Origin of the sequence: Parabacteroides sp. AF19-14 (genome assembly GCF_003635485.1) — a bacterium.
Lineage (GTDB): Bacteria > Bacteroidota > Bacteroidia > Bacteroidales > Tannerellaceae > Parabacteroides > Parabacteroides distasonis.
The window spans coordinates 13,352-37,460 of the sequence record NZ_QTMJ01000012.1; the positions used below are offsets into that span (position 1 = coordinate 13,352).

Here is a 24,109-nt window from a genome sequence, read left to right on the forward strand (position 1 = left end):
GCCGTGGGATGTACAGACCACGACGTGATTTGTATATTCCACGACTTGGTCTGTACAGATCACGCCGTGGTTTGTAGAATTATACAGCATGAGAACAAGAATTCATACGCTACTGGGCAAGAATTCATATAGATAATTTGGGTACGGTTGCCCTAACTATTCTAAAGAATCCTTGCATGTCTCAGCCAGAAAACATAAATTTGTCACCCAACACCCGTTTGGTGGAGCTATTACGAACTTATAATCTAACATTTTAATATCGTGAAACCAGAAAATGAAGAAAAGGTAACCGGGCTGCCAGAAAACGCCTACCGAGAATTAAAAGAAGGGGAAAGCTACAAGCCTCTTATGTCTCCCAACAAACACTATCCGGAGGTTACGCCTTGGTCCGTCCTTTGGGGATTGGTCATGGCAGTGATATTCAGCGCGGCGGCCGCTTATCTGGGCCTGAAGGTCGGTCAAGTATTCGAGGCCGCCATCCCGATCGCTATCATCGCCGTAGGGTTGTCCAGCGGATTCAAGCGGAAGAACGCCTTGGGAGAGAACGTCATCATCCAGTCTATCGGGGCCAGTAGCGGCGTGATCGTGGCGGGGGCCATTTTCACCTTGCCCGCCCTTTATATCCTGCAAGACAAATATCCGGAGATCACGGTCAATTTCTTCGAGGTTTTCATGAGTTCCTTGTTAGGAGGTATCATCGGGATCTTGCTCTTGATCCCGTTCCGTAAATATTTCGTATCCGATATGCACGGTAAGTATCCCTTCCCGGAAGCTACGGCTACCACGCAAGTACTCGTCTCCGGCGAGAAAGGCGGAAGCCAAGCGAAACCCTTGATCTTCGCCGGATTAATCGGTGGTTTGTACGACTTCATCATCGCTACCTTCGGTTGGTGGGGCGAGACGATCAGTACCCGTATCGTAGGAGCCGGTGAGATGCTGGCAGAGAAGGCCAAGATCGTATTGAAAGTCAATACGGGCGCTGCCGTGCTAGGTCTGGGTTACATCATCGGATTAAAATACTCCTTGATCATCTGCGCCGGTTCATTCTTGGTATGGTTGGTGATCATCCCCGCCATGTCCGCCATTTTCAGCGCCGACGTACTTACGTTCGGCAATGACGCTATCACGGCGACCGTCGGAAGCATGAGCGCCGAGCAAATCTTCACCACCTACGCCCGCCACATCGGTATCGGAGGTATCGCTACCGCCGGGGTGATCGGCATCATCAACTCTTGGGGAATCATCAAGGGAGCCGTAGGCTTGGCGGCGAACGAGTTGAAAGGAAAAGGAGACGCTGTGGAGAGTAATACCATACGTACGCAAAAGGATTTGTCGATGAAAATGATAACGATCGGTATCATCGTATCGCTGATCGTCACCTTCCTGTTCTTCCAGTTCGGCGTACTTCATAATTGGTTCCATGCCGCCATCGGCTTATTGCTGGTCGGGGTGATCGCTTTCCTGTTTACGACCGTAGCGGCAAACGCTATCGCTATCGTAGGGACGAACCCGGTATCGGGCATGACGCTCATGACGTTGATCCTCGCCTCCATCATCTTAGTCGCCGTAGGGTTGAAAGGGCCGGCCGGCATGGTATCCGCCCTGATTATCGGAGGCGTGGTTTGTACGGCGCTTTCCATGGCGGGAGGTTTCATTACCGACTTAAAGATCGGCTATTGGCTGGGGAGCACACCCGCCAAGCAAGAGACTTGGAAATTCTTAGGCACACTAGTTTCTGCCGCTACGGTAGGAGGCGTGATCTTGATATTGAACCAGACGTACGGTTTCACGACCGGACAATTGGCCGCTCCGCAAGCGAACGCTATGGCCGCCGTTATCGAGCCGTTGATGAGTGGCTCGGGGGCACCTTGGGCTTTATATGCGATTGGAGCCGTCCTCGCCGTCGTATTGAATTTCTGCAAGATACCGGCGTTGGCATTCGCCTTGGGTATGTTTATCCCTTTGGACCTGAATACGCCGCTTTTGATCGGTGGAGCGATCAGTTGGTACGTAGGAAGCCGTAGCAAAGACCAAAGCTTGAACTCAGCCCGCTTGGAGAAAGGTACGTTACTGGCTTCCGGCTTTATCGCCGGCGGTGCCTTGATGGGGGTGGTCAGCGCGGCCTTACGCTTCGGCGGAATCAACTTGATGAACGAGGAATGGGCATCTAGCAATGCCGCCGAGATACTAGCGGTTGTCATGTACCTTGTCATGATCGCTTACCTCACATTTAATTCCCTGAACGCAAAAAAAGAATAGAATAAAGGAATAAGGATATGGAAGCACCTGTAATCAATGTGGGAATCATGACCCACAAAGCGGTCTCATTTGTTTTTAACGAAGAGTATGTACATACGGAAACCGGTACGTTCACCATAGGCGAGCAACGTGCCCTCTGGGTAAACGGCAAGATCGTGTACAATGGGAAGCTTTATCAGGAGCTATTCTTCGAGCCGACCAGCCCGCAATCCTCTTTCGACTTGAAGGCGGTCACGATCGGCGTGGATTTTCACTGGCAACGGCAGGAGGATCAACGCTTCAAGGGAGCGTTGAACCTCGTGGCGACCGATAAAGGAATCGTCACGATCAACCAAGTGGACGTGGAGGAATACCTTACCAGCGTAATCTCCTCGGAGATGAGCGCCAACGCTTCCAAAGAGTTGCTGAAAGCCCATGCCGTGATCTCGCGAAGCTGGCTCTTGGCACAGGTCGAGAAGAATTTCAACTTGAACGGATCGGTTACGCCCTATAAAAGTTGTTACCGCGACAACGAGACCTTGATCCGCTGGTACGACCGGGAGGACCATGAGTTGTTCGATGTCTGTGCCGACGACCATTGCCAGCGTTACCAAGGTATTACCCGGGCATCGAACCCGATAGTCAGGGAGGTGATCAAAGAGACCCGTGGAGAGGTATTGATGGATAACGATACGATCTGCGACGCCCGCTTCTCGAAATGCTGCGGAGGCGTGACCGAGAAATTCGAGAATTGCTGGGAACCGATTCCCCACTCCTATCTTACCGCATTGAGGGACGGCGAGACTCCCGCCTATCCCGACTTGACGGACGAGCGGGAAGCGGAACAATGGATACGTACCTCACCCGAAGCCTTCTGTAATACGACGGACAAGGAGATCCTTAGCCAAGTGCTAAACAACTACGATCAAGAGACCACGGATTTCTACCGTTGGAAAGTAGAATACACGCAAGAGGAACTATCGGGGTTGATCCACCGGAAAACGGGTATGGATTTCGGGCCGATCATCGATCTCGTACCGTTGGAAAGAGGTTCGTCCGGACGTATCACGAAACTCAAGATCGTAGGGGTACGCCGTTCGTTCACCATCGGCAAAGAGCTTGAGATACGCCGGACATTGTCCGAGACGCATCTATACAGCTCGGCCTTTGTTGTCGACAAAAAGGATATCCGCCTCGATATCCCCTCCCGCTTCATCTTGACGGGAGCCGGATGGGGACATGGCGTGGGGCTTTGCCAGATCGGAGCCGCCGTGATGGGAGCCAAAGGGTATTCGTACCGGAAAATCCTCACGCATTATTTCCCCGGAGCCTCTATTGAGAAAAGGTATTAAACAAAGGTGTCCAAAATCTGGACACCCTTGTCCAATTATTGGACACTCATAAATAATCATACGCTACTCACCCCTCTGTTTTTCAACCACATAAACACAATGGCACGGTATTTGATTTTATCTTACCGGAAAATAATACAATAACAATATGAAAAACATCGGGATCGCAATTCGCTCCCTTTTTAAGAGAGGGCAACACAATGTAATGAAGATTATCTCCTTGGGTATAGGACTGACCATCGGCTTGGTGCTGATCGCTAAAGTCCACTTCGAGAACACCTACGATAACTTCTATCCGGACGGAGACCGGATCTATCGAGTATATGAGAAATTTTTCATGAACGGGGAAGTGGGCGACCACGGGCAAACGCCCGCCGGAGTAATCCCCCTCTTGAAACAAGAGACACCGGAGATCGAGGCCGCCACACGCTATACGTACTTCCGGGGAAACTCCCCTTTTACGATGTCCGACAACAAGCATCGGCTCAAAGCGACCTTCATCCTAGCGGACAGTTGTCTTTTCGACGTATTGCCCCGCCCCATGCTCATCGGAGACCCTAAGCAAGTTCTCTCCCAACCCATGTACGTGCTCGTATCCGACGAGATCGCCGAACGTATCGGCGGTAACGTGATGGGAAAACGCTTCGAGATTGACGACGCGCCGGGACAAGCCCTCACGATAGGCGGCGTATTCAAGAAACTACCGGACAACACCGAACAGAGTTATGACATTATCGTATCCCTTTCCTCCATCAGCAAGTTCATGTGGGACGGAACCCATATGTTAACCGGAAACGACCGCTACCAAAGTTATGTCAAGGTATCGCCGGGTACGACAGAGGCCCAGTTGGAAGCGGGAATGAGACAGATGATCGACAAGCATTTCCCCGTAAACGACCTTAAGAAAGCCGGCGTGGAACTGACCTTCACCTTCCACAAACTACTCAACGTACATATGGAGGACGACATGGCCAAACGTATGGCCTTGATCCTCTCGTTCATCGCCTTCGTATTGATCTTCACCGCCGTAATGAACTATATATTGATCGTGATCTCCTCCATCGTGAACCGCACGAAAGAGATGGCCGTACGCAAATGTTACGGGGCGAGCGGTAAGGATATCCAAGGTATGGCGTTGTCCGAGGTAGGGACCCACGTCACCGTCGCGCTAGCGCTGGTCGTACTTCTGATCCTAGGATTTCAAGGAATTATAAAGGAGCTGATCGGCACGGGAGTCCGATCGTTATTCCTATCCACGGGTATGTGGGCGATATGCCTCACGGTCATAGTCGTACTTATCTCTACGGGCATAGCTACCGGCTGGTTCTTAGGACGCATTCCTGTAGCGGCTGTTTTCCGGAGTATTCGTGAAGCACGCCGCCTTTGGAAACTGGGACTCTTGTTCTTCCAGTTCACGGCAATCAGCTTCCTCGCCTCCTTATTGCTAGTGGTAGGCAAGCAATACGACCATATGGTAAATGATCATCCGGGATACAATCCCGAGAACCTCGCCTATGTGTATATCGGCGCCGTAGACTCCACGGGGCGTGCCAAACTGATCGAGGAAACCCAGAGATTGCCCGAGGTAGACGCCATCACGACTTGCTATAACCTTCCTTTCTGGGGAGCCTCGGGCAATAACGTCTATCTTCCGGGAGACGACCGGGAACTATTCAACATCGCCGACCTCTACGACGTAGGAAACGATTACCTGAACGTATTGGAAATCCCGATCGTAGAAGGACAATACTTCACAGAGAATACCACCTCCTCGCAAGAGATACTGGTGAGCCGCAATTTCATTGAATACATGAAACCTTTCGCCGACTGGAAGGATGGAGCCGTGGGCAAGACGGTACAAATAACCGGACACGATACCAAGTCCGAGTCGATGCCTCTCTTCACGATCCGGGGCGTGTTCGAGGATTTCCGCCTAGGCTCCATAGCGGGAGAAGATCCGCGAGCCAAGATCATGTTCTATACGAAAGGGGCGGCCCAACATATGGTCATTCGATACCATAGCCTTTCTTCCGAGGCCCTACGCAAGACGCAGGATCTAATGGGGCAACTCATCCCGGATAAAGAACTCAACGTGATCTCCTTCAAGAGCGAGATGCTGGAAGGATACACCTCCTCCCGGAAATTCCGTGACTCCGTCATGATCGGTGGTATCGTCACCTTGCTGATCGTCTTCATCGGATTGATCGGATACACGAACGACGAGGTGAACCGTCGCCGGAAAGAAATGGCGATCCGCAAGATTAACGGAGCCACGGTAAAAGACATACTCCATATTTTCTTGAAAGATATCATCACCATGGCATTGCCAGCCATCTTACTTGGTTGCGGTATCGCTTTCTATATCTCCCAGAAATGGCAAGAGCAATTCTCGGAAAAGATCCAGCTATCCTGGTATCTATTCGTGGGAGGAGGCGTATTGGTACTCACCGTCATACTGGCGGTTTCCGGATATAACGTATTCCGTACCACCCACGACAATCCCGTAAACAACCTCAAGTCCGAATAAATCAAAAGGGCCGCATCTTATCCAGACGGCGGCCCTTTGACTTAATGTTTACCTATTTCCCGGTTATGATGAACAACCGGTTCGCTTTCACTCTCACGAGCTATTACTATGACACAAAGGTAGGCCGAAGGTTTAAAACGATCAAAAAGAATTCGACGAATCGGGCGTTTTCCTCGGTGAATCCCGTTATTTTTCCTACTTTTGTCCCTATTAATACATACAACCATGGGACTGAAAAAACAATTCGTATCGGCGATTTTGCTAGGCAGTGCGCTAACCGCTCCCCTATTCGCTCAAGATATCGCCACTCCGTCTAGCTCGATAGACACTTTAGCCATTTTCTCATTCAACGATTTCCATGGGGCTTTCGCCTCCGACGGGATCACGCCGGGAGCCGCCCGGTTGGTACAAATGACACAAAACGAGAAGCAACGCTATCCGCATTCCATCGTTGTCTCAGGCGGAGATAATTTCAGCGGAAGCTATTTCTCCAAGATCACGAAAGGCGAGCCTATCAAAGAGATGTACGAGGCGATGGACGTGGAAATGTCCGCCATCGGTAACCACGAGTTCGACTGGGGGCTTCCTTACCTAGTGGACACCGCCGCTTTGAATATCCCCCATGTGGCCGCCAATATCACCGAAGAGAAGAGATATACTCACCCCGACTGGTTGAGTCCCTACCGTATCGTAGAGCGTAAGTTGAAAGATGGCTCCTCCCTGCGCATAGCCTTCATCGGACTGACCACGACGGACACCTACGTCAAGACCAAGCCGGAGAACCTGAAAGGGCTTCAGTTCACGCATCCGCTGGGAGCGGCCTGCATACAAACCGTCTACCAGTTAAAGAAAGAGGGCCAGATCGATATGATTATCCTCTTGATGCACATCGGCACGGATATGAAAATGCCTTACCGCATCACCGAGGAGAACGCCCAAGGACTGCCGTTCATCGATAAGGTAGACGCCATCATATCCGCCCACTCGCATGAGCTGGTGCTCGATAAAATCAATAACATCCCCATCATCCAAGCCGGCGTAAACGGTACCCATATCGGGAAACTGCTGTTCCATATACAAGATTTCAACGGACACCGGGATATCTCTTTCATCCAAGGGGATACCGTGCGTGTAGCCTGCGAGGAGAACCCGGAGATGCGAGAGGCCGTGGAGAAGATCATGGATAAATATCGGCTGAACGAGAAACTTGCCACGGCAAAAGAGGCCTTGATCCACGACCGTACCATCAATAAGTTCGACTATACGCCTATCGGGGCGTTGGTCACGGCCGCATACGCCCAGCGTTTCCAAAAAGAGATGCCCGCTTACAAGGATCAGCCGGTGATCGGCGTAAACCATTACGGAGGTATCCGTGCGGCCCTCCCGAAAGGGGATATCACCCGACTGCGTGCCGGCAACATCCTGCCTTTCGGCTCCGCTATCGTTGCCTATCGTTTCGACGGCAAGCGGTTGAAGAAACTATTGGAGGATGGACGGAAGAATCCGAACGGTTTCCTTCAATCCTCCGACCTCACGCTTACCCTAAGCGGAAATAAGATCGAGAAAATAGTCTATACGAGAGATGGGCAAAAGACCGAGATCGAGGACAATACCCCTTGCGTGGTGACCCTAGACGCTTTCATCACCGATGGCGGAGACGGGTACGACGCCTCTTTATTCAAAGGCTACGAGATCCCGGAATTCGATAATTTAGGTATCATATCGACCGACGCTTTCATGGACTACCTAAAGGGCATCAAGAAACCCATCACGGTAGAATCCACGCATATGCCCGTTATTTCAAAGTAAAGCCGTATCTTTGCGGAGAAGAAGAAAGAAGTTAGCAATACATGAACAGCTATATCATCCTTTTTATTATCGCTGCCTATTTCGCCGTCTTGCTGCTAATAGCATGGATCACGGGACGTAATAACAGCAACGAGGCATTCTTCCTCGGGAACAGGAAATCACCTTGGTATATTGTTTCTATCGGCATGGTAGGGACATCCTTATCGGGGGTGACGTTCGTATCGGTACCCGGCATGGTGCGGGCTATCGATATGACGTATATGCAGACGGTATTAGGCTTCTTCGTGGGATATATCATTATAGCCAAGGTATTGCTACCGCTATACTATAAGTTGCGACTTACCTCCATCTACTCGTATCTGGAGGACCGGATCGGGAGAAGGGGGTACAAGACAGGGGCCTCATTCTTCCTGCTCTCGAAGATCGTAGGGGCGGCCGCACGCTTATATCTGGTGGTCTTGATCTTGCAAACCTACGTGTTCAACGCTTGGAACATCCCATTCGCCGTGACCGCTATCCTCAGTATCCTGCTGGTATGGCTATATACGTTCCGGAGCGGTATCAAGACGATCATCTGGACAGATACGTTGCAGGCCCTTTGTCTCGTGGCAATGTTGGTCGTGATCATCTGGCAGGTGAAGGACAAGATGGGACTGGATTTCGGGGATATGGCGCAGACCTTGGTGGAAAGCCCTCATTTCCGGATCTTCGAGTTCGGCGATTGGCATAGTACGCAGAACTTCTTCAAGCAGTTCTTCAGTGGTATCTTTATCACGATCGTCATGACCGGGCTAGATCAGGACATGATGCAAAAGAACCTCTCCTGCAAGAGCTTGAAGGATGCCCAGAAGAATATGTACACATATGGATTCGCCTTCACGCCGGTCAACTTCTTGTTTCTCGCGCTGGGGGTACTGCTACTGACATTGGCGGCACAGCAGAACATCCAGTTGCCAACCCTCAACGACGATATCCTCCCGATGTTTTGTACCTCGGGGATCTTGGGCGGGAGTATCTTGATCTTCTTTACGATCGGTATCATAGCGGCGGCTTTCAGTAGCGCCGACTCGGCGTTGACAGCGCTCACCACCTCTTTTTGCGTAGATATCCTCGGTGTGCAGAAAGAGGAAGCGAAAAGGGCGAAACGTACCCGCCTGAAGGTACACATGATGATATCCGTCTTGTTCGTCTTGATCATCTTGGCGTTCAAGGCCGTAAATAACCGGAGTGTTATCGACGCAATCTACATGATAGCGTCGTACACGTATGGTCCTCTATTGGGGCTGTTTGTTTTCGGGCTTTTCACGAAGCGGAAACCCCGTGACAAATACGTGCCCTATATCTGTATAGCCTCCCCGTTGATTTGCCTCGCCACGGATTTCTTGGTGAAACAATACGCAGGCTATACGTTCGGCTACGAGATGCTTATGGTAAACGGAGGCATCACGTTCGCCGGGCTGTGGCTTTCGGCAATTGAAAATGGAAATTTGAAAATTGAGAATTAAGCCTAGCCATTATTCAATACTCATTATTCATTAATTTATATTTTATGGAAATTAAAAGCGCAGAATTTGTTATCAGCAACACAGACGTAAGGAAATGCCCCGAGGGTAATAAGCCGGAGTATGCCTTCATCGGACGAAGCAATGTAGGCAAATCCTCTTTGATCAATATGCTTACCAACAAGAAGGGCTTGGCGATGACTTCGCAAACACCGGGTAAGACTTTACTTATCAATCATTTTCTTATCAATAACGAGTGGTATCTGGTAGATCTTCCGGGGTATGGCTTCGCCCAACGAGGCAAGGAGAACCGGGAACAATTGAAACGTATCATCGAGAACTATATCCTCGATCGAGAGCAACTGACCAACCTATTTGTCCTTTTGGACTGCCGTCACGAGGCGCAAAAGATCGATCTGGAGTTTATGGAATGGCTGGGTGAGAGCGGGGTTCCTTTCTCTATCATCTTCACGAAGATCGACAAGATCAGCAAGGGACGCTTGAAAGAGAACCTAAAAGCCTACACGGATAAATTACTGGAGACTTGGGAAGAGCTTCCTCCAATCTTCGTCTCTTCCTCGGAGAAGAAAGAGGGACGGGATGAGATCCTTGACTATATCGAGTCTATCAACAATAGCTTGAATAATTGAAAATTAGTTGAGTTGATATGGGATTAGCTTCGGTTCTTCTGGTTTTATCTCCGTTTACGCAGATCAATACGCCTTATCCTTCCACGGCTTACCTAAAAGGTTATTTGGAGGCAAAGGGTGTACATGTCGGGCAGACCGATCTGGGTATCGAGACAATCTTGGCTTTGTTTTCCACGCAGGGTCTCGGGGAGTTATTCGCCGAGATCGAGCGACGGAAAGGTAAATATCCGGCTAAAGTCCGGGGGATGCTAGCTAATAAGCAACGGTATATCGACACGATAACCGCCGTTGTCGCTTTCCTTCAAGGAAAGAACGATCCTCTCGCTTATCGCATCTGTAATCAAGATTACCTTCCAGAAAGCGATCACGGGAGCCAAAACGAGGAGGAGCTGGAATGGGCGTTCGGTACTTCGGGATTACGGGATAAAGCCCGTTATCTGGCAACCTTGTATCTGGAGGATCTCTGCGACTTGATCCGGGAAACGATCGACCCGGATTTCGGTTTCAGCCGATATGCCGAGCATCTAGGCCGCTGCGCCTCCTCCTTCGACGAGATCGAGGAAGCCCTCCAAAAGCCTTTCAGCTTTATCGATCGCATGACGCAGCCGCTATTAGAAAAGCACATAGCCGAGAGCAAGCCCAAGGTGATCGCATTCAGCGTACCTTTCCCGGGGAATTTATTCAGTTCCCTCCGGCTCGCCCAGTGGCTGCGGCAGGCACATCCCGATATCCCGATCCTTATGGGAGGTGGTTTTGTGAATACGGAACTTCGTTCCATCACAGATACACGCTTTTTCAAATATATCGATTACCTCTTGCTGGATGATGGAGAGGACCCGCTTTACCAAACGTTGCGCTATCTGGACGGGGCGATCCCCAAAGAGGAACTGGTACGCACCTTCTCCTTGGACGAGAGCGGCAGCCGGGTCGTTTATCAAGACAACCCCGCTTATCCCGCTTGCCGGCAAAACGAGACCGGATTCCCGGATTACGAGGGCTTGCCACTGGACAAATACATCTCTGTCATGGAAATGGCCAACCCGATGCACAAGCTTTGGAGCGATGGTCGCTGGAATAAACTGACCTTGGCGCACGGTTGCTACTGGGGGAAATGCGCCTTCTGCGACGGCTCATTGGATTACATCAAACGATATGAGCCGAATACAGCCAAGACTTTGGTAGACCGTATGGAGCGCTTGATCGAGCAAACCGGCGAGATCGGCTTCCATTTCGTGGACGAGGCCGCTCCACCCGCCTTGCTACGGGAAATGGCGCAGGAGATTATCCGCCGTGGGATAACCGTCGTGTGGTGGGGAAATATTCGTTTTGAGAAAAGCTATACCGAGGAACTATGCGACCTTCTTCAACGAAGTGGCTGCATCGCCGTGTCGGGAGGTCTGGAAGTAGCCTCTCCCCGACTCCTCAAGCTGATAAATAAAGGGGTGACAGTGGCTCAAGTGGCACGGGTCGCCAACAACTTTACCGGGGCAGGCATCATGGTCCATGCCTATTTGATGTATGGTTTCCCGACCCAAACCGCTCAAGAAACCATAGATTCCTTAGAAACGGTCCGGCAAATGTTTGAGCTTGGGCTGATTCAATCCGGATTTTGGCATCGTTTCGCCATGACAGCGCATAGCCCTGTGGGGTTGCACCCCGCCGAGTACAGTTGCCGTGTCACGGAGCCTCCCTTTGGCGGATTCGCCCGTAATGACGTACAGTTCGAGGCGCTATCCGGCTGCGATCCGGAGCTTTTCAGCGAGGGGCTTCGCGTTTCCCTCTACAATTACATGAATGGAACAGGTTTCGACTTGCCCTTGCATAAATGGTTCGGCGGCATGAAAGTACCACGCACCACCCTGCCGCCAAATTATATAGAGAGAATAGTGGAGGAATAGCCCCGCGGAGGCTCGCCGAGTATTTAATAACTGATCTTACACCCCACGAAATAACTTCTGGGAATCCCCGGGCCATAGATATACCCGGCATCCCGGTGCGCTCCCTTGTCGAAATCATCTTGATAGGAGTCGAAGATATTCTGGACTCCAGCATTTACCTGTAAAGTCACGGACTTGAAGATCGGGAAGTCATAAGCCAGCTTGAGATTCAAGTCGAAGAAATCACGAGTCTTCTCCTCACGATCTTCCGGGATATAACCCGCCAAGTGCTGCACCAACATACTACCCGTATATGTACCCGTCAAGGAAGCGGAGAAACGCTTGACCGGCGTGAAGGTAGAAGTGAAATAACCATATACGTCCGGAGAGCGGAACATCTTCTTCTGCGGAGTGATATTCGGATTCTCGCTCCATTGCTCCGCCTCCTTGTAACGGCTCCGTTGCAAGGTAGCGCCCGCCTGTATCTGCATCCAAGAATAGGCCATCTTACCCTCCAGATTGATACCCATCACACGGGCACCCTTTCCGTTACGGCGTTCCATCAGCAGGTTATTATCCTCGTCACGGCCGATCTCCTCCAAGATAAACACGTTCCGCAAATCCGTATAGAAACCTTCCACCAAGAAATTCACCTGAACCGGGCCGAAGCGATGATAGAAATCTACGGAAGCACTCACGCTCTGCGAATTCTCCTCCTTCAAGTCCGGGGAGATCTGGATGATCGCCACGTCGCCACCCACGGCGGTGATATGCAAATCCTCGTCGAACGCTTGAGGAGCCCGGAAACCGCTGGAGTACGACATACGCAGGTTGATATCCTTCGTCGGATTGAAACGCACGTTCGCACGAGGGCTAAAGATCACGTGATCCATCATATTATGCTTATCCAAACGGCCACCGATCAAGAAACTCCAACGATCATTCTTCCACTCGTTCTGGGCAAAAGCACTACCGATATGCACGGTCTGGGCGATCGTACGGTTATAACCAAGCATCTCGTCCTGCAAATCATCGTAGCTATACTCGGCACCTCCCGTAAAGGTAGCGGGCATAAAAAGGCATTTGTCCCATTCGTAGGAGTATTGGGCGCCACCGATAAAGGTCATGTCCGTCGTGTTACCATAGGCGTTCGGGTCTTTTCCGGCGCCGTAATAACTCTGGCGTTTCGTATGCTGGGCGGAGGTGTACACATTCAGCCGATGATGATAGTCACGAGAGAAAAGATCGAATTTCAGGCCTCCCCCGTTGATCTGGTGGTCGGTCTGCTCGGTGATATCCGTCTCGTGAGGCGGAAGATCCAATAAATTACCGCCCCGGCGGAACTCGCTGATGTTATGGTACTCGAAAGTGAGCTTGGAGTAATTGCTGGTCTTTAGGTAGGAACGGAATCCGAGGGTCTTCGCCTCCAACTTACCAAGCTCTGAGTAGCCGTCGCCATCATGGTCGTAAGAGGCACGGTGGCGGCCCTGCCCGAAGAGGTAGATACCCGCCTTATGATCGTCCGTCACCAACGAGGCGTTCACGGTGGTATTGTTATCCGGACGGCTTCCCCCGATCATCGTCAACGAATGGGCGATCTGGGCAGAGTTGCGCATCGGCTCCTTCGTGATGATATTGATCGTACCGGCGATAGCGGACGAACCGAACAAGGCCGAGCCTCCTCCGCGCATCACCTCCACCCGCTCGATCATATTCGCCGGGATCTGCTCCAAGCCATATACGCCAGTCAGGGCGCTGAAGATCGGCCGGCTATCCACCAAGATCTGGGTATAAGGGCCTTCCAGACCATTGATACGCACTTGTTGGAAACCGCAATTCTGGCAGTTATTCTCCACACGCACGCCGGGCTGGAAATTCAAGCCGTCGGCCAAGGAAGTGGCGTGTGTGGTCTCGAACACCTTGGAGTCGAGCACGTTTACCAAGGAAGGAGCCATACGGCGGGTCGTCTCGTTACGGTTTGCTGATACGACAACTCCGTCCAAGGAGACAGCGTCTTCCTCGGCATTGAAATTAATCTCCAATGTCTTCCCTTTCTTAAGGTTCACCGTCTTCTCCTCGGTTTTATATCCGATAGACTTCATGACCAAGGTATATTTCCCCTCAGGAAGATTTTTCATATAATAATGACCGGTCGCGTCGGTAGTCGTACCGATCGTCGTACCGTGGAGGTAGACATTGATAAAAGAGAGATGCTCTCCTGTTTTCTTATCGAGGATATGACCTACGATATTAGCGTCGGAAGGATTTAGGGAAACATGATCGTCTCCCTCTGCCCACGCTGACGTAAAGATACAGCACAGGCATAGTATAAGTGTAATAAACTTATTCATTGCTTGATTAATAGTTGTTTGAATATTAATGATTACGAATTACCGAGGAGACGGGGCATGCCCCGTCTCTACAAACGGATATTGATTTCTGGATATGTAATCAAACAACTGGGGGAGCCCGCAGGTATCGCAGTCCCTCAACGGAAGTGACATGATCCGGATAGACCGGAGACTCGGAAAGATTAGATACTTTTAAAGAATAGAATTGTAAACGTAACGGGTGAATCGCCCCGTCCATCACGTGAATAGACGAGAGCATATGAAACAACTGTATCTCCGCCAGAGAGGCATGATGATGGCAAGTACCGTCCGCCGTCTTCTTGAAAGGGTGCGCATGCACGATGGTCGTACCATGCTCCACATGGACGTGCGTAAAAAGCGAGACGCTGCTATAATATGCGATAAAAAGTACCGGCAGCAACCACTTTATATATTTAACCATCGTTTCCCTCACCCTGTATCATCGTTATTTCGTGGGCAAAGATACTACAATTTTTTTAATTGCTTTGTTTTATGTATTTTCGCGCTTCTAAAGCAAAAAAGAAACTCTTATGAATTGGTTACTTGAGACGCTTGCAGAACCCTCGATGATACAGGCCGTGGCTGTCATTTCTATCGTGGCGGCGGTTGGTGTGTATTTAGGGCGGCTAAAGATATTCGGCATTTCATTAGGCATTACTTTTGTATTCTTCGCCGGTATTATGGCAGGGCATCTGGGCATTACCGTAAATAAGGACATGCTGAACTTCGCCCAGAATTTCGGGCTTATCGTTTTCGTATATACCTTGGGATTGCAGGTAGGTCCCGGTTTCTTCTCTTCCCTAAAAAAAGGCGGGGTGGAAATGAATACGATGGGATTAGGGGTGATCGCTTTAGGACTGATTTTGACGTTGGTGTTTCATTGGATAACAGGAATCTCCGTCCCCGTTATGGTAGGGTTGCTATCCGGTGCCGTAACGAATACCCCGGCCCTAGGTGCCGCCCAGCAAGCGCTCTTACAGATGGATCCGGAAAATACGAGGAACGTAACGGATATGGCTCTGGCCTGTGCCGTAGCTTATCCATTAGGTGTCGTAGGCGTAATTCTCGCTATTATCATCTTGAGGTCCTTATTCGCTAAAAAGACACAGAACACGCATAAGGAGCAAGACACGACAACAAACGTAGCGGAATTTCAGGTATTAAACCCCTCTATTTACAATAAGAGCATCCAGCAAGTCATGAAATTGACAGAGAAACATTTCGTGATCTCCCGCCTCTGGAGAAACGGAAAGGTGACGATCCCTACCTCTGAAACCATCTTAAAGGAAAAAGACCATTTGCTTATCATATCCGTAAAGGCGGATGTCGAATCCATCAAGGTACTTTTCGGAGAACAAGAGACTACGGACTGGAATAAGGAAGATATTGACTGGAACGCTATCGACAGCCAATTGATCTCCCGCCGTATCGTCGTAACCCGCAACCGGGTAAACGGGGTAAAGCTAGGCTCGCTCCGGCTCCGCAACCTATACGGGATCAACATCACCCGGGTGAACCGTGCGGGTATCGATCTGGTGGCCTCCCGTGACCTCCGTCTACAGATCGGGGATAAACTAACGATCGTAGGCGAGGCCAATTCCGTGAATAACGTGGGTAAGATCTTGGGAGACGAGCTGAAACGGCTGGATAACCCCAACCTGCTTGCCATATTCGTAGGACTTACGCTGGGCGTATTAATCGGGGCGATCCCAATTGCCATACCGGGAATGAGTACCCCCATCAAGCTGGGTATCGCCGGAGGACCGATCATCGTTGGAATCTTGATGGGTGCGTTCGGCCCCCGTTTCCACCTAACGACTTATACCACCCAGAGCGCGAACCTGATGATGCGGCAGTTTGGTATAGTGATCTATCTGGCGGGACTGGGAATCGACTCCGGAGCTCATTTCTTCGAGACCGTCTTCCGTGCCGAAGGATTGTTATGGATCGGCCTCGGTTTCCTATTGACGATCGTACCGGTCTTGATCGTCGGGTTCATCGCCTCGCAATTCTTCAAGCTAGATTACGCCCACAACATAGGTATGCTATGCGGAAGCATGGCCAATCCGATGGCCTTGAGTTATGCCAATACGACCGTCGAGGGTGACGAGCCTTCCGTATCTTACGCTACGGTTTACCCGTTATCCATGTTCATCCGGGTGATTTCTGCCCAATTATTGATCATGTTATTCACTTGACTGCTTAAAAAGTCTAACATTCGACCTGTTTTTTGTTTCACTTACCTTATCTTTGCAAGACATTTGAAACAATACTTTGATGAATGAATGAAACTATACTCAATGGGCTACTGAACTTGTTCGCTATATTTGCTTCGTTGGCAAAAATAGAAAGTGACCAAGCGCGTCAGGCCGTCAATTCTTACTTAACCAGTCACTTTGGTATCCGCTCCCATAAAGAATATATGGAGCTATTTGATGAGATACAAAGTGTTTACGATGATCCGGACTTCGATATCGATAGAGAGAGTGTTATTATCAACGTATGCAACCAGCTCAAGCCCAAATTGATTGCGGAAGACCAGCTATTGCTTCTTCTCCGTTTCATGGAGTTCGCCCATGGCAACAATGAAGGATTGAACGAGAACTTAGCCATTTTCCATAAGATCGCTACGATATTTAATATCGACACGGATACCTTCGACAATCTATACGCCTTTGTTGTCGGTAAAAAATCCCCCTCCATACTTACGATCAACGCTGATGATAGCGATAAAGACGTCAACCATATCTACAGAAGGGGGTTGGAGGGCGAGATACGGGTGTTGAGACTGACCCGGTTCGACCGAATGGTCTTTATCTACCAAGGCAGCGGACGGGTATTCATGAACGATATCCCGCTTACTTCCGGTATCTTCTATGGCTGGCAACGTAGCAGCGTAATCAAAAGCCCGCTATTCTTGCCGGTTTATTATAGTGATGTCCTCGATGTATTCAATCAGAATGAGCATAAGGAACGTATTTTATTAACCGGGAGGGATATCGAGTTCAGCTTCAAAAATAGCGAGAACGGTATGCACAATTTCTCTTTCAACCTTGAATCCGGCCAGTTGGTAGCCATCATGGGAGGAAGCGGCGTTGGTAAGTCTACCTTGTTAAGCATCTTAAATGGGAATATTATCCCCGGTGAGGGAAGTGTATGCTTGAACGGACATCCGCTGAGTGATCCGGAATGCAAGCAATTGATCGGTTTCGTGCCTCAGGATGACTTGCTGATCGAGGAGCTGACCGTATTCCAAAATCTATGGTATACCGCCCGCCTTTGTTTCGCGAACCTGACCGAAAAGGAGATCGAGGATCGTGTCAATACGATACTGGAGGATTTGGATCTGAGCAAGATCCGGGATTTGGCCGTCGGGTCTCCAATCCGGAAAACGATCAGCGGAGGGCAGCGTAAACGTTTAAATATAGCACTGGAACTTATCCGTGAGCCGGCGATCCTTTATTTGGACGAGCCAACCTCCGGCCTCTCGTCCACCGACTCCGAGAAGGTCATCATGCTGTTAAAGGAACAAACGCACCGGGGACGGCTCGTGGTTGTCAATATCCATCAACCTTCGTCCGAGATCTATAAGTTGTTCGATCGCCTGTGGTTATTAGATACCGGCGGTTACCCGATTTACGACGGTAACCCGATCGAGGCGATCACTTATTTCAAACGGATCGCCAATTACACCGATCAGGATATCAGCGTGTGCGGCACTTGTGGAAATATCAATCCAGAATTAATCCTAACTATTATCGACGCAAAAAAGATAGACGATAGCGGAAACCAGACAAACATCCGGAAGATAACTTCAAAAGAATGGCATGAGTTATATGTAGCTTCCCGCCCGAAGTTCCAAGAGGTTAAGCCTACCCCCCTGCCCCCGAATCATCAGCAGAAGCCCTCGATCTGGAAGCAATTCTGTATCTTCTTGGAAAGAAACATAAAAACCAAGCTGACCAATAAGCAGTATTTGTGCATCGCCTTACTGGAGACTCCTTTATTGGCGGTGATCGTGGCCCTGCTCACCCGCTTCGTACCCGATGACGGGTATTCTTTGCTGGCGAACAAAAATCTGGTATCCTACATTTTCATGGCGGTGATTGTCGCTACTTTCACGGGATTAAGCATCAGCGCCGAAGAGATCATCAAGGACCGGACGCTCCTAAAGCGAGAACGATTCTTGCGATTGAGCCGAGGCAGTTATCTCTCGTCAAAGATGTTCTACCTGCTTTGTATCTCAGCGATCCAAAGTTTGCTATTCATAGTGGTAGGAAATTTATTGATAGGCATCGGAAGCGAGATGTTCCTTACTTGGTGGATCACGCTATGGGCAACCTCATTCCTCGCCAACCTGACAGGTTTGATACTATCGCAATCTTTAAACTCGATCGTAGCGATCTATATAACGATACCGCTGCTTTTAATCCCGCAGATTTTACTTTGCGGCTTAGTTGTCAAGTTCGACGATTTGAGCAGGAGCGCATCCAGCCGGAACATAGTGCCCCTTATCGGTGAGGTTATCCCCTCACGTTGGGCATTCGAGGCGTTGGTTACGGAACAATTCCGGAACAACAGCTACAACCGCCTATTTTTCACGGTCGAAAAAGAAAAGTTCCTAGCGCAATATTACCGGAATGTCCATGCCGACGAGGTGCGCAGCCTCATAAACAGCCTCAACCTGATCCCGAATAAACGGGAAGAAAACACCCGGACGATCCACAACGAACTGGCCGTACTATCCCGTGCCGCCCGTATCGCCCCCTATACGTCCAAAGAGAGTTACGAGAGCTATATGGATAAAGTGGAAAAAGCCCTGCATACCCGTAGCGATAATTTCACGGCGTTATTAGAGAAAAAACGGAAAGAGGTCATTCAAGAACATGGCTCCGAATGGTTGAACACCTTGAAAAAAGAGCACCATAACTCGGCCATTGAGGAACTGGTACTTAACTCAACCAGTACCCAATTCTATAAGGAGGCTCACAACCGGATCTATCCTAAAATCGGGCAGATTTATCTGGAACCGGACAATAATTGGGGACGTGCGCCTTTCTATAGTCATGAGAAAAAATTCGCCGGTTATACATTTTCTACTTTTACATTTAATTTATTAATGTTAGGAATCTTTGCTTTATTGGTAATTATATCTATCTTCGCAGAGTTTCCCGGCAAGTATTTAAACAAAGGGAGCGATTAATGACAAAATATATAATCTAAAAATAAAGAATAACATGAAAAAGAGTTTTGTTAGCCTGCTAACCATAGCAGCGATTACATTTGGAATGGTATCTTGCAACAGCAGTAAAAAACAAGACGCCGCTGAGCAAAAAGTAGAGGAAGAAGCAGCTATCGCAGGAGAAGTATCTAAAGGTCTGCTTACTGCCGAGTTGAAAGACGAGGTTACTCGTTTCTTGAAAGATATGCCGGATTCGGAGTTGCCTTACAAAGTATCTACCGGCGAGGTTACGATCTCTGTCGCTAATACTGATTTTATGTTGCCGGTCAGCAAGGTTTCCGAATTGAACACACAAGCCCAGAAAGCACGTGCTTGCGGTATCTACTTCGCAGACTTGAACGTATTGAAGGCTATGAAAAAGCCGACTACAGATATCGAGAACGTATTGGTTAAATTGACTACGGATCTGGACATTCCATTCGCTATCGACATCATGAAAGAGTCCGCTCCCGCTAACGCCAGCAAAGAGGAGTTAAGCAAATTCATGAAAGACCAAGAAAACAAATTGATCGACGCTATGATGGAAAATGATAAGGCTGACGTTGAGCTTGAGTTGTTAGGGGGCATGGCTGTAGAATATGCCATTGTATACGCAAACCCGGGCTTGGTTGTTAAAGGCGACGCTATTTCCGCCGGTTTGAGCGAGAATATGGAAAAACGTATCGGTATCATCCAGCAGATCACAGCCGACTTAGCTAAATATTATCCAGACTTGGAGCAATTAGGAACTACAATCGCTCCGTTAAGCGGAATGGTAGCAACCATAAATACGGCTCGTGAGTCAAAAGCTAAGATTGAGGAAATGCGTGCGAATCTATTGAAGTAATATAAACCTCATATCATAAAAAGTGTATGGTGATAACATCATACACTTTTTTTATATCCCTTCGGATATCACTGCAACAGGCCTTGCAATAGTACTGCAACCCTTATGCAATAATGCTGCAGCACCTATGCAGTAACACTGCAACGCCCATGCAGTATCCTATATCTTATGAGTTTTGATAAGTACCCTATCCCCATTTTCCAGAGTAGTAGCGAAAAGATAGATAGTTCCTCCATCCACAATTTTAGTTCGCTTACGTAACTCATCCACCGAGAGGGGGAAATTACGGACTGTGATATTCGCTTGGGGAATCTGCCTCGACAAGGTCTTACATTGTTTATTCGTAAAGGGGATCACTTCGTCTACCACAAAAGAACGTCCCGGAAAACTAGGGACAACCTCATCCGACGTATATAAATGACTGCTGACATGCAATTTATTCAATCCAAAACGAGTGGCGACCGCTTTAAACGCACCCGCCTTCAAGATGGAAGCGTTCGGTTCGTATAAATAACGCTTGACTTCTCCACGGATGGAAGCGACAGCTTCCCGTTCTTCCACCAATGAGAACACAAACAATTCCGGCTCTTCCTCCGAAGTGAAATTCACGCAACAGATTTGAGGACTCCCGCCTTTCGAGCCTCGCTCCAACACAAACAAAAGCTCCTTACATTCATTTTTCACCGAAAGCACCTGTATGGCTGTCACATCCGGAAGCAAATCCAACGTCATATGAATATCCGCCATCGGAGATAATTTAGCGATCACCTTAGAGGCATGACCAAACAAGACAGGAACCAACTTTGTCAAATCCGGCTCGCAATCTTGCAGCGCAAAAACCCGCTTATTCCCCTCTCCCCTACGAGCCGGATCGATATAAAACACATCTATTCCATCGATCTTATCTATTAACTCCGTAGAATCGCCATTCAATACCGTTACGTTACCAACGTCTAGCACCTTGAAATTATGGATAGCCGCCTCGCAATAAGCGGAAAAGCGTTCGATATAGGTAACCTGCCGTACTTTCCGGGAGAAGAAATAGCTATCGATCCCCAATCCACCAGTCAAATCACATACATGTGCCTGTGGATCTACCAACCTCTGTTTGTACAAGGCAGTCTGTTCCGAGGAACATTGCTCCGCCGCTATCTTCGCCGGAAAAACCAGTCGATCGTTTTGATACCATGAAGGTAGTTTATCCTTGATCTGCCGCCGAGATTTTAATTGATCCACCACGAAAGGGATATCGATCCCCGGATAACGAGAGGCGGAAAGCAACAGACGATTCAAATCATCCGACGCATGTTCCTTGATAAATCGTGAAAGTTCCTCTATTTGTTCCATGCTTTGTCAACCTATACGTTCTTTAGGCAAAGTTAGCGTAAAACGGCTACCTTTACCATATTCTGACTTCAATTGTATCTCACCGCCGAAACGCTGCGCTATCACTTGGCAAATCGCCAGTCCGAGTCCGGTGCCTTGCGCAAACTCATCCAATTTGCAAAAACGATCAAAGACTTGCTTCTGTTTCTCCTCAGGGATGCCGATACCAGTGTCTTCTACATAGATATGAAGGCAGTCGCCTTTCGTACAGAAATAGTATCCAACTTCTATATAGCCCGAAGTCGTGAACTTGATGGCATTATTGATAAAATTAGACAATACTTGTTTCAGCCGATAAGGATCTACCGCCACAACCACCGGGATCTCGGGGACACGCATGCGTAGCTCTACCCCCTCGGGCATCATCAATTGGAAAGTACAATAGATTTCATTGATCAAGACATTCAAATCATGGCGATCGAAAACAAAACTCATCTTTCCGGATTCCATACGGGAAAGATCTAAAATATCATTGATCAGTTTCAATAGTAAGTCGGAGTTCGTATTAATCAACTTCACGAACTCCTCACGCTCTTCCGGCTCCAAGACCTCTTCCGAGTTCATTAAATTCGAGAAACCGACAATCGCATTCAGCGGCGTACGGATCTCATGGCTCATATTCGCCAAGAAAGCCGACTTCATCCGATCCGACTCCTCGGCTTTTTCCCTCGCAGAGATCAATACCTCCTCCGTATCCTTGATATTTTGGATATTCAAACATAAGCCATTGATTACATACCCATCATTCGCATCCTCTAAGCTTCCGTAACGAAATTCCCACCATTGGTAACCTTTCCCGTTAAAATCGCAACGATATTGAAGGATATGATGAGAGATTGTACCCGTACAAATGAAATCAATTAAGGATCGCAAACTCTGCCTGTCGTCCGGATGGACCATCTCGTACAGCTCATCCAAAGGAATTTCCCGAGGAGAAGTATTCACATAGCTAAAGAACTCGTTGTCAAACCGGAAAGTTCCAGACTGTAATTTCCAAGCGAATATATTCCCCCCTTCCAACGCTAAAGAAAGATGCTCTTTCTCCTGCTTTAAATTAGCGAGCACCTCTTTCCTTCGTCTTGCTTCCCGCCAATAGAGATAAAACAAATAACCGATCAATGCCAACAATAAGATCACACCCAAGGAAGAGGCGATAAAAACCTCTATCTTATACCGTTCGGAAATAGGCATATTTATGACATGAACATTAGTAGGGACCTCTTCCTTTGAAATACCTAAACGTTGCATCTCTACCCAATCATACAGATACTCTTTGGGACTCTCTACGATCGGAACGGAAGAGACAGGCGTACCGGAAAGAATTTTAGCCGCCAACCTAGCCTGTTCCGCCGCTTGTATGCGGTTCGAGCAAAAATAGCCTCCCAGAACTTCCACGTTTATATTAAAGATTTCCCGCACTGCCGTAAATGAAGGAGTCACGAACATCTTAGACAAGCCTGCGGATGTATAGTCATAACGGATATTGAAAAATACGCAATAAGGATAGGTACCATTAATATTACTCAATAAAAACTCCCCATTGGCTTTACGAAAAGGCATGAAATGGATTATATTTTTCGAAGGACGTATCGCCTTCATTCTCATCTCGGTTCTAAACATCATGGAATCCACCTTAAAGTCCGGATCATTTAATTGGAAAGCCAATTGATTATAATCCAACACATACCGGCTCGTATCGACCGCTTTTATCAACTCCCGGAAAGCCAACTGCCCTAAGGAGGTCTTATCATAATTGATATAAATGCGAGACTTTCCCATTTGCCGATCGATCAAACGAAGGTTCTCCTCATAATCAATCTTATCCCAGCTACCTGTTACATTCGGATATTCTTCCAGCAAATCCCAATTAGGGAAATTGACGCCAGAGAAAACAACCGGAACTTTCTTTACAAAAGGATGGCCGCATTTCATCAACGTATAGGTAGCCTGATCATCATTCACCAATATGATGTCGGGCTTCCAAAGACGGATCGTATCGATAAAGTTATACATCCGTTCCTCTTCCTCCTCAGCCATATAACACTCGCAGTCGAGATAAAACGTACGGATGTCCGCATTCACCCGATTTTTTCCCAGCTCTTTCCGGATATCTGAGTTTAATTCCAGATAGTTCTTATCATCCCACCGAAAAGATTGGATCACAAGCACACGGCTCCGCTTCGCCTCAGGTTTACACCCCAACGCTAATAAAAGCAGAATAAAAACACCCCCGACATTATTTAAGAATCTCATGTCCAAACTTTAAACAGTAAATGTGACAAAAGTACGACTATTTTCATTATTCACATTCATTAGCTGTATCTTTCT

The 24,109-nt window shown here is 48.6% G+C and carries 14 protein-coding genes; 10 read left to right on the forward strand and 4 right to left on the reverse strand.

Annotation, left to right across the window (positions count from 1 at the left end; genetic code table 11):
• The first annotated feature begins 261 nt into the window (after positions 1-261).
• The 7 genes from DWX33_RS12940 to DWX33_RS12970 all read left to right on the forward strand — a co-directional run bounded on the left by DWX33_RS12940 (position 262) and on the right by DWX33_RS12970 (position 11,976).
• Positions 262-2,259 (forward strand): OPT family oligopeptide transporter, encoded by a 1,998-nt coding sequence (locus DWX33_RS12940; RefSeq protein ID WP_057328543.1) that lies wholly within the window; start codon positions 262-264, stop codon positions 2,257-2,259.
• A 17-nt stretch (positions 2,260-2,276) separates the two neighbouring features.
• Positions 2,277-3,590 carry a SpoIID/LytB domain-containing protein gene (locus tag DWX33_RS12945; protein WP_122380523.1) on the forward strand — a complete coding sequence of 438 codons (1,314 nt, stop codon included), beginning with the start codon at positions 2,277-2,279 and terminating at the stop codon, positions 3,588-3,590.
• 148 nt (positions 3,591-3,738) lie between these two features.
• Entirely contained in the window at positions 3,739-6,117 is a 2,379-nt protein-coding gene (locus DWX33_RS12950; protein WP_087343885.1) for an FtsX-like permease family protein, read from the forward strand.
• Positions 6,118-6,342: 225 nt separating this feature from the next.
• Complete coding sequence (locus tag DWX33_RS12955) at positions 6,343-7,926, forward strand: bifunctional UDP-sugar hydrolase/5'-nucleotidase (protein ID WP_122380524.1); 1,584 nt, start codon at positions 6,343-6,345, stop codon at positions 7,924-7,926.
• Positions 7,927-7,967: 41 nt separating this feature from the next.
• Entirely contained in the window at positions 7,968-9,431 is a 1,464-nt protein-coding gene (locus tag DWX33_RS12960; protein WP_122380525.1) for a sodium:solute symporter, read from the forward strand.
• A 44-nt stretch (positions 9,432-9,475) separates the two neighbouring features.
• Positions 9,476-10,078: a ribosome biogenesis GTP-binding protein YihA/YsxC gene (gene yihA / locus DWX33_RS12965; RefSeq protein ID WP_121772524.1), complete on the forward strand. Its 603-nt coding sequence runs from the start codon at positions 9,476-9,478 to the stop codon at positions 10,076-10,078.
• 17 nt (positions 10,079-10,095) lie between these two features.
• Positions 10,096-11,976, forward strand: a complete 1,881-nt coding sequence (locus DWX33_RS12970) for a radical SAM protein (RefSeq protein WP_122380526.1) — start codon at positions 10,096-10,098, stop codon at positions 11,974-11,976.
• Positions 11,977-11,999: 23 nt separating this feature from the next.
• Here DWX33_RS12970 and DWX33_RS12975 read toward each other — a convergent pair whose 3' ends face one another.
• Positions 12,000-14,306: a TonB-dependent receptor gene (locus DWX33_RS12975; protein ID WP_087343872.1), complete on the reverse strand. Its 2,307-nt coding sequence runs from the start codon at positions 14,304-14,306 to the stop codon at positions 12,000-12,002.
• A 100-nt stretch (positions 14,307-14,406) separates the two neighbouring features.
• The gene (locus tag DWX33_RS12980; protein WP_008771848.1) at positions 14,407-14,760 is read right to left on the reverse strand and encodes a hypothetical protein; all 354 of its coding nucleotides are present in this window, start codon (positions 14,758-14,760) and stop codon (positions 14,407-14,409) included.
• A gap of 97 nt (positions 14,761-14,857) precedes the next feature.
• Here DWX33_RS12980 and DWX33_RS12985 point away from each other — a divergent pair, with 97 nt between their 5' ends.
• The 3 genes from DWX33_RS12985 to DWX33_RS12995 all read left to right on the forward strand — a co-directional run bounded on the left by DWX33_RS12985 (position 14,858) and on the right by DWX33_RS12995 (position 20,395).
• Complete coding sequence (locus DWX33_RS12985; RefSeq protein ID WP_008771847.1) at positions 14,858-16,525, forward strand: putative transporter; 1,668 nt, start codon at positions 14,858-14,860, stop codon at positions 16,523-16,525.
• 83 nt (positions 16,526-16,608) lie between these two features.
• On the forward strand, positions 16,609-19,530 hold the full coding sequence (locus DWX33_RS12990; RefSeq protein ID WP_122143721.1) for an ATP-binding cassette domain-containing protein: 2,922 nt from the start codon (positions 16,609-16,611) through the stop codon (positions 19,528-19,530).
• A 34-nt stretch (positions 19,531-19,564) separates the two neighbouring features.
• Positions 19,565-20,395 (forward strand): hypothetical protein, encoded by an 831-nt coding sequence (locus DWX33_RS12995; RefSeq protein ID WP_005868153.1) that lies wholly within the window; start codon positions 19,565-19,567, stop codon positions 20,393-20,395.
• Positions 20,396-20,554: 159 nt separating this feature from the next.
• Here the strand turns inward: DWX33_RS12995 and DWX33_RS13000 are convergent, their stop codons facing one another.
• Both DWX33_RS13000 and DWX33_RS13005 read right to left on the reverse strand, forming a co-directional pair.
• Positions 20,555-21,742, reverse strand: a complete 1,188-nt coding sequence (locus DWX33_RS13000) for a class I SAM-dependent methyltransferase (RefSeq protein ID WP_122380527.1) — start codon at positions 21,740-21,742, stop codon at positions 20,555-20,557.
• 6 nt (positions 21,743-21,748) lie between these two features.
• On the reverse strand, positions 21,749-24,034 hold the full coding sequence (locus DWX33_RS13005) for a HAMP domain-containing sensor histidine kinase (RefSeq protein WP_122380540.1): 2,286 nt from the start codon (positions 24,032-24,034) through the stop codon (positions 21,749-21,751).
• Positions 24,035-24,109: the final 75 nt, after the last annotated feature.

What these genes read in the sequence shown, in the direction of transcription:
- DWX33_RS12995 (WP_005868153.1), top strand. Translation starts at nt 19,565, where the DNA reads ATGAAAAAGAGTTTTGTTAGCCTGCTAACCATAGCAGCGATTACATTT.
- DWX33_RS12945 (WP_122380523.1), top strand. Translation starts at nt 2,277, where the DNA reads ATGGAAGCACCTGTAATCAATGTGGGAATCATGACCCACAAAGCGGTC.
- DWX33_RS12975 (WP_087343872.1), bottom strand. Translation starts at nt 14,306, where the DNA reads ATGAATAAGTTTATTACACTTATACTATGCCTGTGCTGTATCTTTACG.
- DWX33_RS13000 (WP_122380527.1), bottom strand. Translation starts at nt 21,742, where the DNA reads ATGGAACAAATAGAGGAACTTTCACGATTTATCAAGGAACATGCGTCG.
- DWX33_RS12990 (WP_122143721.1), top strand. Translation starts at nt 16,609, where the DNA reads ATGAATGAAACTATACTCAATGGGCTACTGAACTTGTTCGCTATATTT.
- DWX33_RS12985 (WP_008771847.1), top strand. Translation starts at nt 14,858, where the DNA reads ATGAATTGGTTACTTGAGACGCTTGCAGAACCCTCGATGATACAGGCC.
- DWX33_RS12970 (WP_122380526.1), top strand. Translation starts at nt 10,096, where the DNA reads ATGGGATTAGCTTCGGTTCTTCTGGTTTTATCTCCGTTTACGCAGATC.
- DWX33_RS12950 (WP_087343885.1), top strand. Translation starts at nt 3,739, where the DNA reads ATGAAAAACATCGGGATCGCAATTCGCTCCCTTTTTAAGAGAGGGCAA.
- DWX33_RS13005 (WP_122380540.1), bottom strand. Translation starts at nt 24,034, where the DNA reads ATGAGATTCTTAAATAATGTCGGGGGTGTTTTTATTCTGCTTTTATTA.
- DWX33_RS12955 (WP_122380524.1), top strand. Translation starts at nt 6,343, where the DNA reads ATGGGACTGAAAAAACAATTCGTATCGGCGATTTTGCTAGGCAGTGCG.
- yihA (WP_121772524.1), top strand. Translation starts at nt 9,476, where the DNA reads ATGGAAATTAAAAGCGCAGAATTTGTTATCAGCAACACAGACGTAAGG.
- DWX33_RS12960 (WP_122380525.1), top strand. Translation starts at nt 7,968, where the DNA reads ATGAACAGCTATATCATCCTTTTTATTATCGCTGCCTATTTCGCCGTC.